Origin of the sequence: Humidesulfovibrio sp. (assembly GCF_031082295.1) — a bacterium.
In the GTDB taxonomy this organism is placed as follows: Bacteria; Desulfobacterota; Desulfovibrionia; order Desulfovibrionales; family Desulfovibrionaceae; genus Humidesulfovibrio.
On the sequence record NZ_JAVHLD010000050.1, the window covers coordinates 1 to 14,790 of the forward strand.

Here is a 14,790-nt window from a genome sequence, read left to right on the forward strand (position 1 = left end):
GGGACTCGAACCCTCAAGGCCTTGCGACCGCCGGATTTTGAGTCCTAAAAATCAACCAATCTTATCCACACGTTATCATAATTAATCAAATATTATCAAATAATTGTGTGCTCATAAATTTTTATGGTTCTCCACAGTTTTTCAGTGCGAGTGGAGCAAAATTGGAGCAAAAGGCTACTCCAAAAAGCTTGCCGTGATCTCCGATTGATGATTATGGGTACGAAGGTAACTCGGACAGGGTGGAGGCGCTCTCTTCAGCCCCTGCCGAGGTGCGGGGACCAGACGCCTGGTTTTCCTGCCCATTGCGGGCTCAATAGCTTCGTTGAACAAGCAAAGTGAAGCTCCTCCCGTTGTGCGTCACGCCGGGCTCTGTCGTAGTCAGCCCTCTTCGCTTCCCCGCAAACTCAATCCTCCCGGCCATACGACCGGGGGTGGTTCAATCTCCGAGAAGATCCTTCTTCCCCATCCCGGGGCCGTAGACGATCCTGGAGCCATTTCGAACAAACACTTTTCCGAAAAAGATTCCTGTCCGAGACGGTGGAGAGACGGTTTCGTCACTTCACCCATACCCACGGTGCGCCTTCACACCCAAACCCTTCTTGACAGTAAACCATCAAATACCTACAAAAGCATACATGATTCGCATCGAAATCTTGAAGAAGGCGCATAGGCAGCTTGGAAAACTTCCCGCCGCCGAAAGCGATGCGATCGATGACGCCATCGATGCCTTGGCGTCCTGGCCGAACTGCCGGAATGTGAAGAAGCTGACCGACAGAGCCGGATACCGGCTTCGTGTTGGAGCCTACCGGGTTTTCTTCCAGGTAGAGGACGGCAAAGTGGTCATCACGGAGGTAAAAAAACGCAATGAACGCACCTACTAGCCCCCAGATCATCGAGCATGAGGGGCAGCCGCTCTTCGTGGTCCTGCCGTATGCGCAATACCTGGCCTTGACCAGGGAGTCCGTTGACGATGACGTTGCGATCCCCTGGGAGGTCTCCAAGCTCGCCCGCCGGGAAAAGAAAAGCCTGATACGCGCGTGGCGCGAATATCTGGGGCTGACCCAGGAGGCGGTTGCGGCCAGGGCGGGGATTTCGCGCGGCGCATACGCCCAGATGGAAGCCAAGGGGGCCAGGCCCCGCCGGGCGACCCTACTCAAGATCGCCGAGGCTCTGGAAGTCCGGCCCGAGCAGTTGACGGAATGACCCCCTGCCCGCCCTGGAATGAGGGGATCAAGGCCAGGGTGATTCAGGGCAGCCGGGTCGAGTTTAAGGTTTCGCCACCGTGGATTCCGGCGTTTTGAGGTAGCTCACCGCGCCCGGGTTTCTGAATACCGGCGCGATCTTGTAGTCTTTCAGCAGACCGCGCATTGCCCGTATCTTCTCCACGGGAGCTTTTCGCTCCTTTCCCTCGCAGTAGCGCTCCCAGAAGGCCAGGAGTTCTTTTGTCGAGTAGCCCTTGTAGGTCTCGGGCAAGTTCATGTCGTCCATGGTCGGTCCTCGCTTCATAACTGTCTTGAATGATACCATTCACCCCGCTTTTGGACAAGAGCGCGGCGAGGTCTTTGGTCTTCACGCCGTGCCGCTTGGCCACCTGAGGCACCGGGTCGCGGTCAGCCTCACGCAGGATGCCCACCATCTGCTCTTTTGAAAATCGTGATTTCCTCATGGCTCCCTCTTTGTCGGCGGGAAGCACCTTCTCAAGTTTCAACTGGTCCGAAAAGGGCCGAGCAGGTCACCTTGTTTGATTCATGACAACCACTAACGGTAAATATCTGTCATATACAATGCATATTTCGGAGCATTTCCGATCATTACGGAGTATTTCAGAGTGTTTCGGAGTATTTTGCGATATTAAATGCTTTTATTGAAGCATTGACTCATATGAAAGCGTATGGAAACAACATCATGAATCCCTGTGGACGCCCAAAAATACCCAATCGTCCCAGTAAGGAGGCATGAATTATGGTTTGCAAGCGTTTTTATAACATCGGCGAATTGTCCACGATCCTCGGAAAAACTGTCGCATCTATCCATGGGCATCTCTCCCGTAAACAATACGACGCGGTCCCCCCTCCCATCAAGTTGGGCCGCCGCCTTGCATGGCCTGTCGAGGGGGTTGACGCCTGGATCGCCGAAAAAGCCCAGCGAGCCGACGTCGAGGTCAAGAACCAGCGCTCACAGTTCCCTGTCAGACGGCGCGGCAGGCCGACAAAAAAGGAACAACGGGAAAGGGGTGAACAATGAGTGGCGCAAGTCGTGGATTGCCACGGATTTTGCCGCTTATCGGCGCACCGCCGGACGATCCCGGCGATCTTGCCCTCAAGGAATGGCCGCGATTCTCCTTTGATGCCTGTCCCGGATTCTTGGGGGACTTTGTCCGGTTGGCCACGCGCGACAGTGAAGCCGACCCGGCGGCAATATGCATCACCACGTTGGTGCGCTTCGCTGCAGAGGTCTACGGCTACGCGCCAGGCCAAGGCCCACATATCTACGTGGGGGAGACGGTCCACCCGGCGCGCCTTTTCGCCGTGCTCTGCGGCAACACCAGCAAGGCCCGCAAGGGCACGTCCCGCCATCCCGTGACCAAACTCTTTAGCCGCGAGCATTGCCAACCCGCAGACTTGGAGGCCTGGGGCCTGCCCTTGCCCGCCAGGGAAAGCGGCGGCCCGCTCTCCACTGGTGAAGGCCTGGCCCATCATGTGCGCGACGAAACCGACGAGGAACGAGAACGCCGCAAGCGCCAAAACCCATCCGAGCCGCTACGCGAGAAAGGGGACATGCGGCTCATCATTATCGACGAGGAATTTGCCAGCTGCCTGGTCTGCATTAAGCGGGAGGGCAACACCGTCTCCATGGGCATCCGCTGCTTCTGGGATTCCGGCGACTATGCCCCCCTGACCAAAAACAATCCCGTGGTGGTGCGGGGGGCGCATATCTGCATCATCACCCACATCACCATACAGGAGCTGGCCGTGTGCCTGGGCGAGGTTCAGGCCGTCAACGGCTTCGGGAACCGGTTCCTGTGGATATGCGTCCGGCGCTCCAAGCTGGTGGCCTTGCCCTCCAGGATGCCGGACAATGAACTGGCTCCGCTGCAACGCGAGCTGTGGCGGATTGTGGGGCTAGCTCAGAAACGCCGCGCCATGACCATGACCGCACCGGCCCTTGACCTATGGAAGACCATCTATCCGGAACTGTCCCAGGAGCACACCGGGCTTGCCGGGAGCGTCATCAACCGGGCCGAGGCCCAGACCCTGCGCCTTGCCCTGATCTATGCCCTTCTGGATGGCCAGGGGCACATCGCCGAGCCACATCTTCAGGCGGCCCTGGCCATGTGGCGCTATGCCCAGGATTCGGCCCTGTACATCTTCGGGGACCGGGCGGTGGACCCGCTTGCGGATAAAATCCTGGAGGCGCTCAAGACCGGCCCGCTCTCGGCCACCGAACTGAGCGCGGCCTTAAGCAGGCATGTCCCCCGCGAGCGTCTGCAACCCCTCCTCCAGCAGCTCGAAGCCCAGCAGCGTATCAGCATCACCAAGATCAAAAATGCAGGCCGCCCCCGGGTCATCCTCTCCCTGCGCGAATTAAGCGAAAAAAGCGAAGAAAGGGAGGGCGACGCATGAGGCTTTTTGCGCTTCTTTCGCTTCTTTCGCTGCCACCATGTTGCCGGGGAGAGTCCGCGTCCACCGCTGGTAAGCCGCAGGGCCAGCCTACCCTCGGTGGGCACACGCTGTCGCGGTGCCCCCTGTCGGGGCTGGCGGGTGGGCTGCGCCCCCCTCGACCCCTGCCAAAGGCATCAAGGCAGGTGACTCCATGAAAGAAAGCACACCGAACCGGACCGCCTGGATCAAGCTGCGCGTCACCCCGGCGGAGAAAGAGGCCATCACAGCCAAGGCCGCCGCCCAGGGCCAGACCGTGACGGATTTCATCCGCCAGAGGACCATGGACTACCGCCTGCGCCGAACGCCGCTTGAGAAAGAACGCGTGCGGCAGCTTGCCCGGATCGGCGCGAATCTGAATCAGGTGGCCCGCTGGGCCAACACCTACAAAAGGCGAGCGGAGGCCCTGCAGGTTCTTGCCGCCCTCTTCAGCCTTGAGAGAGAGCTCAGGCGATATGCTGCCCCTGAGGACAGCGACCCGCGAGAAGCCCCTCCCTCCCTGGAGTCAAAACCCTCTGGGATGACTTTATGTACATGAAAGTCTTTCCGCACGGCCAGGGCTGCGGGGACGCGCCGACGCGCTACCTCGTGCGTCTGGACTACCCACATCGGGACGAACGCCCTCCCGAGGTGTTGCGCGGCGATCCGGAGACGACGCGCGAACTGATCGACTCCCTGGACACCAAATGGAAGTTCACGGCCGGGGTGTTGTCCTGGCATCCGGATGATCGGGTGACGCCGGAGCAGGAAACGCGGGTCATGGACGACTTCGAGGCCGTGGCCTTTGCCGGTCTGGAGCCGGACCAGCGCAACATCCTATGGGTCCGGCATTGCCATGCCAACCACCATGAGCTGCACTTCGTCATCCCGCGCCTGGAGCTTTCGAGCGGCAAGTCGTTCAACCCCTGCCCGCCCGGCTGGCAGAAGCACTTCGACGTATTCCGCGACCTGCACAATCATCGCGAAGGCTGGGCCAGGCCGGACGATCCAGCCCGGGCGCGCCTGCGCACGCCCGAACACGCGGACTTGCACCAAGCCAGGTTGATCCGCTGGGGAAAGGCGCCCGGGAAGGATGAACGCGCCGAGGCCAAGGACGCCGTTCACGCCTACCTGCTCATGAAGATCGAAGAAGGCCAGGTCGAAAACCGCGCCGATCTTCTCACGGCCTTGCGCGAGGCAGGTCTTGAGATCAACAGGGTCGGCAAGGCCCATGTCACCGTCAAAGACCCGGCAAGCGGGGAGAAACTTCGCCTCAAGGGGGGAATCTATGCAGCAAACTGGCGACTCGCTCGCGGCCCTGACGCAGCGGATGCGGGCCAAGACCGAACAGGACCGGCAGGAGATCGAGGTCCTGGCCAGGAAACAATTCAGCGACTTGAGCGAGAGCTTGCGGCAGTCATCGACCGCCGCGCTCAGTACAACCGAAGCCGCTATCCGCGACAGGCTTGGGAGCTTGGAACAGACCATCGCCTCACGCTGCCAAACCCTGAGTTGGGCCTTTGGCAAGAAATGCCTCCAGGCCCTGCTCCTGAGCCTGAGCATACTCCTGGGGGCGAGCCTTGGCGGCTGGGGCGTGGTGACGCTGCTCACACGCAAGGTCACGGCCCTGCAGGGCGAGATTCAGAACCTGCACGCGAGCAAAGCCGAACTGGAGAGCATCGCCGATCAACTGGAAAAACGGACATGGGGATTGCGGCTCCTGGAGAACCAGGATGGACGGTTCATCGTCCTGCCGCCCAAAACTTCGGCCCGTACCGACTGGACGGTGGGCAAACAGAAGGCCGTGAAATTGGAGTAGACCATGAGCGAAATCGAACGCTTGCTCACGAGCACCCTGGCAGCGCTGGAACAGGAGCTTCGCCAGACCCAGGAAGCCCAGGCCAAGACTTTGTCCGGGCAGGATCAAACCCTGAACGCCCACGCCCAGGCTTTACGCCAAATCCGGCAGCAGATAGCCAGCCTGAGCGCCCAGCAACGGGAATCGACGCAGCACTTGCAACACTTGAGCGAGCTATCCACACGATTGGAGCCGTTATTAACTCGCTTGAATGTTATGCTGTGCGAAAAGAAGAAAGGATAAGCAGATGGCTCAGTCGAGAAAAAAGTATTGGCCGTTAAAATTTAATGGACATATGGGGGCATAAACCATGCCCTTGTGCTTAAAGAGTCGGAGACCGCTGCACAATTGTCTCTGGAGTCTGCTTGCCCCGTTTTTCAGGTTCTCGAGGCTGCAGTCGTGGTAAACTGCGTATTCGCTACGAACGAAGCGCCGACGCCTATCTCGATCTGTTCAAGCTAGCCTGCTGCCTCATCACTTTCAAATTCGTTGAGCGGTTTTGTTAGTGGCTCTATGTGGGTTGTCCACGACTGTAATTCGGTTCAGTTGTCATCTTCCCTACCAGGGGCGTCTTCCTTGTCGTTATCCAACATAGTCTTACGTCGCCATTGCTTGAGTAGGTCCGCAAGCCGTGCCTGGAAAGCTTCTACGTGCTTCAAGATGGCAGCGCGGTGCACGGCAGGCGAATCTACTTCCGACTTATCCGCCGCTAGCAATGCTTCAGATTTGTCTTCTGATTCGGATTCATCATTAATAATTTCGCGAAATAGAAGTTCAAATTCTGTATTGCTAGACGCCGAGCTAACGAAGAAACGTTCCCAATCTTCAAATATCTCTAATAAATACGTTTCCTCCTCCGACAACGCTGCTCGTTCTATATCGTCGATCTCGCGCAAATCGGTCTCACGGGTAAGCAGAAGGCCACATTTGATGAGTTGTGCCATAGCACCAAACATGTTGTGCAACAGCTCCTCATCGGAGGAAGCTCGGCGAAAGCGGTGCCAAGGATCTGCGCTCGGCTGCAAGCAACTGAGTATCCTGATAACGTCGCGATACCCGTTCAACGGATCGGCGGGCACAGGCAGGGCGCGACGGTTCGCCCAGAGCTTGAGGATGAGATCGACCGCGTGATCTTCCGCATCCTGCTTCGCGGTGCCTCTGCTGCTCTCCGCAGCCTTGATCAACTCCGCAAGATGGTGCGCCATCCACCTGGCGAGCACTTCTCCGCGTTGCGCCAATTCAAGTTGACGGACAATCACCCGACCAAGTGCCAACACGTCCTTCGGCGGTGTGGAGTCCTCCCGCCCTGTCGAGCCGATAGAGTCTGTCATATTGCGCCTTGGGTGTGTCGTCTTTCTCGTCATAGCTTCGTCGATTTCCCCGTCCTTCACGGTTAACCTCCACCTCAATCACCAAATCAAACCCCTCGCTCTCGAGGAACTCCATCAACTGGTCTCGTTCGACCAGTAACCTACGTCCAGATACAGCAACGTCCGTGGAGTAGCGTTCATCGTCGTCGCGTTCGCCCCAAACCTCATACAGGAACATCGGCGGCCGCCCCTGGACCGACCAGTAAGGTTTCCCCGTCACATCACAACTCAATCCGCAGGCATCGCGTACGCGTCTACCTGGCCGCAGATCCAAATTGTTCGCGACTCCGCACAGTGGATCTTGCGTGTCGATCCCGCCATCGCATGATATGTTTTGCACCCACCCGACCATTCGATAGGGCGACTCGTCCACCTCGAATCTTTCTTCATTCTCGTCAGGAAGCTTATAGTCCCAGGCGCTCTCCATTGTCTGAAGCGCACGGAGCACCGCATCCGCCACTGTTGGCTCAACTAGCGCGCTTGAAAATGACACTGTCTCGACGCGGTTGTTGCTGCGAATCTCCCACCAGCCATCGACGACGAAGTAGCCGGGACGATCCGCTGCCTCGAGTTCGCGCCGCATGCGACCCTCCCGCACGTCCGTCACCCATTCGGGCAGGGATGCATTTGACGCACACCAAAAATCAGGTCGCAAAGGCGTCGGGACTCTGAGATCGGCCGACCAGAGTGGCGGCTCGGTCAGCATCTCGCGTGCGATGCGCTGGGTCAGGTCATCCCAGACCGGCTCCTCATGGGCGACGAGCGGCTCGGTGCGCATAAGTTCGCCCACAGCGCACCATAACGCATGCCACTCGAGATGATTATTCAGCCGTTCGATCGTAGGGTTTGATCCGTGTCGATTGCTCGTTAGCGACCAATTCTGGCCCGTGAAACGATGCCGCCGACGCTCGGCATTATAAGCCCGGATATTACCGGGATAGCCCCAGCGGTCGATGATCCATGCCTCCGCCGTAGTAAGCAGCTGATCCAGCGAAACATCGGCAAATTCGCGTAGCACAGGAACGTACCAGTAGGGAATGGTGTCCATTGAATCGAACTGGAAGCGGCGGCATTCGGCATCTGAATGGCGGCCCCATCCTGCCGGATGACCTTTCGGCCCCGGTTGCGTCGGCAGCGTTGAACGCGCCACGTCCTTCAACTGCTGAATCTCTGCTTCATTCAGCGAAAGCCGCCCACCATCTACCAGCTTGAGGCATGCATCGCGCGCAAAGGATCTGACCAGGACATGCGTGAAATCCTCGTTCCGGGCGATTGCCAGCAGCATTGGTCCCGCCAATTTGCCAATGTCTGGCATCTCAGCTGAGATACGATCCCAGGCGATAACGAACCAAAGACGCGCAGCGATCCAATAGAAGTCGAGCCTCGGCGAGCGGTATACCTCCTCCTTCAGCCTGCCATATTCGGCAATCAACGCCTGGAGTTCTTCTGTCGCGGAAAGCCTGGCGAGCCGTCGGATTGCGTGCCCAGCACGCCATCGGACGCGGACATCAAAGTCGCCCAGACAGGCATAAAGAACGCGCGCGACCGCAGCTGGCACAGCAGTCGGCAGTTCATCCGAACCCCATGTCTGATCGCGATCTTCCGGCGCAATGCGGTAGGCCAGCCTCTCAGCATACCAGATGCCGAGATCGGCTGCGGCGGTAGCGTCAAGATAACCCGAGATCAGTCCTGCCAACGCGAAGACTTGACCACCGCTCAATGACTGGCCGTGCAACTCGACGCCACAGAGCAGAAGGTCGATGGTTTTGGCAGGCGACATCGCGGGATATTCAAGAGCCTTTGGGAGCAAGGATTGATCGTGGTCGATGTATCTGACGAACTCGGGGAAGTGATCGATGATTACATCGGGAAATGATATCGCAGCCCAGCTCCTAATTGCAGGTGAATTCCATTCACTGAGCAGATCCATGAGCTTTTCCATCGTTTCCACGCCTATCCCCGATTTTATCTTGCAGAGAATGTCAAGGAATGGGATGCGGTCCCGCATAGCGACGGTTGCAGCTGCCCAGCCCAGCACCTCGGATGCCGCGATATAGTGTCCTGCGGCGCGGGCATCTTTCAGCGTCGCAAGAATGACGCGGTCGAGCTCTTCGGCGTTCAGCAGGACGTCTCTGGTCCAACTCGGCTTCACCAGATCGACGGAATGACCCCGTTGAGAGGCGCTTGTCGCCTGATGTGCGGATTCGGCACGCTCCTCGTTTGGCAGCCGGGAGAGAAAAGAGTGTCGCTCTCTCAGCGCGGTCGTCCAACGGCCAGTCACCTTGGTAGCAGCAATCAGCTCAAGAAGTTTGTCTGCCTTGCGATGATTGTGCCGTATGAGGCTGTCCCAGGCAGCTTCCTCGAGGAACACCGACGGCGCGCTACCCGAGAAGGCCTGTAGTGCGGCCTCGTTGACCTGATGATCACCATGCAGCAACAAATCGAGGGCCACCGCCGCAGCTGGCTGCAACGCACGAGTCAGAACTCCAGTCTTCAACACCGGGGGAAGCGTGTAGCCCAACCTCGCGAGATCAGCATCTTCCCATCGTGCGGCATTAGCCAAAGCCAACGGCAGGTCGAGTGCCGCGAGCGTTTCCATTACCTCGTCCCAGGGCAGCCCGTCGTACCCTTCCAGGCAAATCGCGGCGTCAGCCATGATCTCCGACAGGTTCTGCGCCGCCGACCGCCGGTCGCCGACACAGTCAATCCCGCGGGTAAAGAGGGAACCGAGTAGGCGGAGTTGTGGGATGATCTCCTCATCGAGTTGACTCGCGGCCTCAACCGCGTCGTTGAAGACTGCGTTGGCGTCGTCAAGGCTAACCGGAAGCAACAGTCGTGCATAGGTGACAAGTGCCTTGGACTTGTCGCCCGCTCCGATACGCCGGCCCCGTATCTGTCGCACCGAGGCATCAACACCATCAACCAAGGTGGGGTGCAAGGCTGGACACAGCGCAATCCTTACGGCGAAGTCCTCATCGGGCGAGAGATCGCCGGTTCCCCATCGCCCATGGATATGAGTGGCCCGCTTAGTGAGTATCTGCGGGTCCATATTGGTGCCGAGCAGCACCAAGAGTGAACGCGCGGCGGCCATCGCCAGCGTGCCGGCACCGCGACGGGTCGAGAAGCGCCAATGATCTTCCTCGCGGCGCTTGGAATATCGCTTGAGTAATTCCTCGGCCGACTCGGCATCCCCCTTCCCCGTTCCCGCCAACACCATCGCTCTGGCGGCATAGATATTGAAAACAGATGAGACCGCTTCCTTCAGCCGCCGGTCGGATTCCTCTTCACGATAGTCATGCTGGCGCTTTGCACCCTTGTCGACGGGTTTGGGCCGGTGTTCGAATAGGCCTGATTGTTCGGGAATTTGCCCTGATCGCACTGCTTGCAGTGTATATGCACGGAGGAGCAAATCGAGTCGACCGGTATCGTCGAGCGAATGGATTGCGATGCTGCGATTGGCGGGCTGCATTATTTCTTCGAGCAGGCTGTCCACCAAGGTGCGGGCAGCATCCTCGCGTGTCAGCAGCTCGCAGGCGCACATCGCAATATCGAACACCCAGGGCAAATGCCCCCTGCCATGCGCAGATGAGGAGAAGAATTGCCGAACATTCATCCGGTATTGCGTTAATGCCTTAAGCCCAGCGGCAAGGCGTTGACGATCCACGGGAATGGTGGCGATAGCCATCGGCACAAGAAGGAATATTTCCTCCCAAGGCCGCAGCTCGCCGGTATCGAGTACCGATTGGATCAGGTCGGCGTGACCTTCGGCAAGTAATCGCGGGACAAGATACTTCGCAACTTCGAGCCGGACGCGCTTTGGGCTCCAGCTTCGCAGTTTTTTTAGTGCTTGCTCGGGACCACGCGCCTTCAGTGCGGCCTCCACGTCAGCGGCGACGTCCGCTAACTCCAGCCGCCATGCCGATGCACGGCGTTCTGCGATTACGTCCTTTCGTGCGGCCATCCAAGCAGTTAGCATCCGGCGACCTTCACGAAGCGAGATACCATCGCCAACCTCTGCGCTGATGACCTGTTTGTGCAGCAGAAAGGGGCCATGCGCGCCAATCTGATCTGGGTCGCTGAGGATGAGCCGCCCTGCTGTTTCAGGCGCGAACCTGACTGCAAGATCTGGATTTTCACAGAGCAAAGAGCGCAGGGCACGCTCAGTCTTCAGTCCTTCGCCTCCGATCTGGACGAAGCGCAAGGCGCGTGCTGGATCGCCGGCTTCCCGGCAGACCGAAATTGCAAGCCGGAGCCGAGTCAACTCTACTTCGCGGCGCTGCACCGGATCGGCCACGATCTCAGGAGCCGGCTCGCGCTCGACGAGTTCCAGCAGGTCGCCGCCGCGCCCGGCAGCCACGAGGGCGCCGGCGACATGCTTCGCAGCGTAAGAGTCACTACCGCAGCGGCCCAATTGCCAAGCGGCAGCATTCTGGGTAACTTCGGCCATCGCCGATATCCCTTCTTTACGCACGAAATATTCGAAATCTTCGTCAGCGAAGCTGACTCTGCCCTCCTTGAGCCGGACCGCCGGCGCCATGTCGGCACAGATATCGACAAGCACTGACTCCAAAATGGTGAGAACACCGGAGAGGTCGGTTAGCGGTACGGGCCGGGCAAGTGCAACAAGGCCTGCGCAGAACTTCGCGACGTCCGAAGGATTGCCGCTCTTCCCCAATGCGCGCTCGATCTGCTCGCGAAATACTTGGTCGAGCGACCTGCCGCCCGGCAGGAGTCGATCCAGCGCTTTCTCTGGAGGCTGGCCACCCAAATCCATAGCATAGGCCTGTACGCGCGGCACGCCGGCTGTGAGTGAATGGAAGATGTCCAGCCAATCGGCCGGCGCGTCCCAAGTTTTGCGAACATGCTCGGTTGTCTCGGCGAGAATAAAAGGTAATATCTCTGTGGATTGAAAGCTCGACGGTAGCGCTAACTCCGGAAGTCGACCGGTCCGCGCGGTGACGATGAATCGTACATTGGCAGGCAGATCGACCAAGCCGATAAAGTCATGCACGAAACAAGATTCGGGCGGCTTACGCGCGGCAGCCGCTGTTACAGCATTATCGGCAGCATCCACCGCAAGGACGATCAGCGCGTAAGGATATTCCGCAGCATGGGCCTGCGCTGCATGGCGGAGCCGGTTCACAAAAAGCCGCGCTGGATCCGAGATCTGATGCCGGCCCAGCAGGATCGGCATCCTCAGGCGGGTGGCGAGCTCGTTCGACAGTTGCAGAAAGGCATCGATGGGCCGGTGGCGAAGCGCTGCAGGATCAAGATATCGCCCCCCTCCATAGCAGTCGAATGTGATCATGACCGAGTTCTCCGGCAATGCATCCTCGATCTGCTGCAGAGCGGTCGTCTTACCGATGCCGCCAGGGCCGTGCAGGCAGACTCGTTGCTCCCCGGCGACGATCCGGTGCGCAACCTCAGCGACACTCTCCCGGGAGACCGGCTGCGCAATACGCGTAAGCTCTTGGGGACAGGGAAAGAGCGCGCCGATATTTGATACGCCCACTACATGGAGAAGCACCGATTCCTTGGTGATCAACTCACCAGCGAATTCAGGGCGCATGCGGTGGCGGATGAATTGCCGCAGACTGGCAACCGACTGCTGCAGATCGAGGTCGGTCCAGGCAGCCATGTCGCCAAGCAGTTGTTCCTCAATCGCGAAGCGCGAGCCCATTCCGCCTTCGAAGCGCAGCGATCTGGCGAATTCGGGCAAGTCGGCCTTTGCCAGACCGGTTGCAAAAGCGAGCTTTGCCTCGTCCGTCGCACCATTCGCGGGACGTTTTTTGGGAATGACAACGCCGCCCGCCGCAATCGCACTGATTGCAGTCGTCACTGCGGACGAGATCTGTTGGTTCGTCACCAGCACGACCTCGACATGCCCTTTAGGCTCCAAGCCCTGAATACCAGACCATGCACGGGCAAACCTGTTGAAGACCGAATCCTGGCGCTTCTTACCTTGGGTGAGGCGCGCAACCGTCCATGTGCTCAATGGGTTGGCAGCGGAATATTTCAACTGCTCCACAACGACACGGTCGGCCTCACGGGCATCACGCCCACCTTCATAGAGCGTGCAATCCACACCGTCCCAGGTCGCCTCGGATGCGCTCGCCTCGTCTGCCGACGCGAGCCCCTCCACCACAAGCGCCTGAAGGGGGTCCCGGTCGTCAAGGAGCCGTATTGCGTGTCTGGTCGCCCACAGTTCGTGATAGTCGTCGCCGGTGTTAGAGCCCCGGGCACCTCTAAAATCACTCACTAAAGTTTCCTTGTATATGGAGATCCTACTTAGTCTCCTGCCACACCCAAGAGACTTTTGTAAAATTCATGAGTCTGAGGACTATAGTTGATCATACTGAAAATTGTTATTTATTTGGTGTAATCATGGATACCAATTGGATACTAGGAATCACAGTAACTATGATCACGATATCCATGTTGATTTATTTCGTACTAGAGAGACAGCAGCCTATGAAAATCATGCTAGAATTATTTAAATGACAACAATAGAGTGTTGTATTGTGGCTTGCAAAATCTACAAACGCACGTTTCTCTGCTCTAGACCTTCACTGGCGAACTCCGCCAGGGGGCCATCCCGCGTTATGATGGCCTGATAGCAATCAGACGCCCCTTGCGGCCAGCCCTTCATAATCGAACGGCAAGGAAACCGGGGTGGTTCGATGTGGCACAAGGTGCCGAAGGCATCGAATAGAACACCGCTGATTTGCCGTGGTTTCATGCATGTCTCCCTGGCAGCCGCTTGAAAGTCAAGACTCACGGCCTGAGTACTATACAAACATGCAGAAGATAAATATGATTTTCCTTTTTATTTCGAAAAAATATCACAAGCGCCTGACCTCCCCACGTTTCGCACCATCCAGCCTCGCAGCGAGGTTGGCCGTCCTCAGGTGAGTATACCGTGCCAGCATTTGCAGCGTCTTGTGCCCAGTAATGGCCTTGATTTCCATCACGTCCAGGTCCGTATGCTCGAAGAACCGGCTGGTGGCCTCGTGGCGCAGGTCATGAAAGTGCAGATCATTCAGCCCGGCGGCACGGCAGGCATCGGCCATCTTGGCTGAGAGGTGATCGGGGCAAAAGGGAAACACCCTCCCGGAGATGTGACGGGGGAGACCTTGCAGTACATCCTTTGCCTCCCGGGAAAGAGGGACCGTCCGGGACTCCTTGTTCTTGGTGTCGTTCAGACGCACCCTGCTGGCCATGATATCAACATCCTCCCAGCGCAGTCCGACAATCTCGCCACGCCTCATGGCGGTCGCCAACGCGAACCGCACGACGAGCGCAAACTCCGGGGCGCAAGTGGCCAACAACCGTTCCTCTTCTCCCGGCTCCAGTCTCCGTGTGCGCCCCGTCGGCAATTTCGGCTTGGAGGCCAGGGCCACGGGGTTGGTCAGGCTTTCCATTCCCCAGTCCGAGCGAGCGTAGTTGAACAGCCTGGAGAGCAAGGCCAGATCGAGGCGGATCGTGTTCGGAGAAACGCCCTCGGCTTCGCGTTCACGCCGGAAGTCGGCGATATCCTTAGAGCGGATCGTCGCCATGATCCGATGGGCAATGGCTCTCCGTTTAAGCCGGTCAATCCTGTAGATTTCACGTCTAGGGTCTTTCAGGCGAGGCAGATATTCTTCCTCAAAGCGGTCAAGGCACTCGGCAAGCGTGTAGGCTTCAGCTTCCTTGGCGGACACGTATTGCCCCTTGCCCATGGTCGCCTCTGTTTCCTTGGCCCACTGTTCGGCTTCGGCCTTGGTGTCGAAGGTCTTGCAGGTTGTGGGATAGCCGCGTTTCCTGATCCGGGCCTCCCACTGGAGATTTCCGCGCTTTCTGATGGTCGCCATGCTCCACCTCCGTGGAGCGGAGTGGAGCAAAATTGGAGCAAAAAAACAAGCGGGCGATCCGGCTTTTCTAGCCT

The 14,790-nt window shown here is 58.4% G+C and carries 12 protein-coding genes and 2 pseudogenes; 8 read left to right on the forward strand and 6 right to left on the reverse strand.

Annotated elements, in window-relative coordinates:
• The first annotated feature begins 635 nt into the window (after window positions 1–635).
• Both RDU24_RS15170 and RDU24_RS15175 read left to right on the forward strand, forming a co-directional pair.
• Window positions 636–881 carry a type II toxin-antitoxin system RelE family toxin gene (locus tag RDU24_RS15170; protein ID WP_308736623.1) on the forward strand — a complete coding sequence of 82 codons (246 nt, stop codon included), beginning with the start codon at window positions 636–638 and terminating at the stop codon, window positions 879–881.
• A complete protein-coding gene (locus tag RDU24_RS15175; RefSeq protein WP_308736624.1) occupies window positions 865–1,203 on the forward strand; it encodes a helix-turn-helix domain-containing protein in 339 nt (112 codons plus the stop codon). The genes RDU24_RS15170 and RDU24_RS15175 overlap by 17 nt, the downstream gene beginning before the upstream one ends.
• Window positions 1,204–1,266: 63 nt before the next feature.
• Here the strand turns inward: RDU24_RS15175 and RDU24_RS15180 are convergent, their stop codons facing one another.
• On the reverse strand, window positions 1,267–1,488 hold the full coding sequence (locus RDU24_RS15180) for a hypothetical protein (protein ID WP_308736633.1): 222 nt from the start codon (window positions 1,486–1,488) through the stop codon (window positions 1,267–1,269).
• Between the two features lie 67 nt (window positions 1,489–1,555).
• Window positions 1,556–1,666 (reverse strand): annotated as a pseudogene (locus RDU24_RS16045) (IS3 family transposase); the annotation flags it as partial.
• A 296-nt stretch (window positions 1,667–1,962) separates the two neighbouring features.
• Between RDU24_RS16045 and RDU24_RS15185 the strand changes: the two are divergent.
• The 4 genes and pseudogenes from RDU24_RS15185 to RDU24_RS16050 all read left to right on the forward strand — a co-directional run.
• Window positions 1,963–2,244: a helix-turn-helix transcriptional regulator gene (locus RDU24_RS15185; RefSeq protein WP_308736625.1), complete on the forward strand. Its 282-nt coding sequence runs from the start codon at window positions 1,963–1,965 to the stop codon at window positions 2,242–2,244.
• 137 nt (window positions 2,245–2,381) lie between these two features.
• The gene (locus tag RDU24_RS15190; RefSeq protein ID WP_308736626.1) at window positions 2,382–3,623 is read left to right on the forward strand and encodes a DUF3987 domain-containing protein; all 1,242 of its coding nucleotides are present in this window, start codon (window positions 2,382–2,384) and stop codon (window positions 3,621–3,623) included.
• Between the two features lie 190 nt (window positions 3,624–3,813).
• On the forward strand, window positions 3,814–4,197 hold the full coding sequence (locus tag RDU24_RS15195) for a plasmid mobilization protein (protein WP_308736627.1): 384 nt from the start codon (window positions 3,814–3,816) through the stop codon (window positions 4,195–4,197).
• Window positions 4,194–4,547 (forward strand): annotated as a pseudogene (locus tag RDU24_RS16050) (relaxase/mobilization nuclease domain-containing protein); the annotation flags it as partial. The gene RDU24_RS15195 and the pseudogene RDU24_RS16050, both read left to right, overlap by 4 nt.
• Here the strand turns inward: RDU24_RS16050 and RDU24_RS16055 are convergent.
• Window positions 4,476–4,871, reverse strand: a complete 396-nt coding sequence (locus RDU24_RS16055) for a hypothetical protein (protein ID WP_374989791.1) — start codon at window positions 4,869–4,871, stop codon at window positions 4,476–4,478. The pseudogene RDU24_RS16050 and the gene RDU24_RS16055 overlap by 72 nt on opposite strands.
• A gap of 55 nt (window positions 4,872–4,926) precedes the next feature.
• Between RDU24_RS16055 and RDU24_RS15205 the strand changes: the two genes are divergently transcribed.
• Both RDU24_RS15205 and RDU24_RS15210 read left to right on the forward strand, forming a co-directional pair.
• Window positions 4,927–5,457 carry a hypothetical protein gene (locus tag RDU24_RS15205; protein ID WP_308736628.1) on the forward strand — a complete coding sequence of 177 codons (531 nt, stop codon included), beginning with the start codon at window positions 4,927–4,929 and terminating at the stop codon, window positions 5,455–5,457.
• Window positions 5,458–5,460: 3 nt separating this feature from the next.
• On the forward strand, window positions 5,461–5,739 hold the full coding sequence (locus RDU24_RS15210) for a hypothetical protein (protein ID WP_308736629.1): 279 nt from the start codon (window positions 5,461–5,463) through the stop codon (window positions 5,737–5,739).
• A gap of 299 nt (window positions 5,740–6,038) precedes the next feature.
• Here the strand turns inward: RDU24_RS15210 and RDU24_RS15215 are convergent, their stop codons facing one another.
• The 3 genes from RDU24_RS15215 to RDU24_RS15225 form a co-directional block, all read right to left on the reverse strand.
• A complete protein-coding gene (locus tag RDU24_RS15215; protein WP_308736630.1) occupies window positions 6,039–6,827 on the reverse strand; it encodes a hypothetical protein in 789 nt (262 codons plus the stop codon).
• Window positions 6,736–13,125: a hypothetical protein gene (locus RDU24_RS15220; protein WP_308736631.1), complete on the reverse strand. Its 6,390-nt coding sequence runs from the start codon at window positions 13,123–13,125 to the stop codon at window positions 6,736–6,738. The genes RDU24_RS15215 and RDU24_RS15220 overlap by 92 nt, the downstream gene beginning before the upstream one ends.
• Before the next feature lie 583 nt (window positions 13,126–13,708).
• On the reverse strand, window positions 13,709–14,716 hold the full coding sequence (locus RDU24_RS15225) for a tyrosine-type recombinase/integrase (RefSeq protein ID WP_308736632.1): 1,008 nt from the start codon (window positions 14,714–14,716) through the stop codon (window positions 13,709–13,711).
• Between the last annotated feature and the right edge of the window lie 74 nt (window positions 14,717–14,790).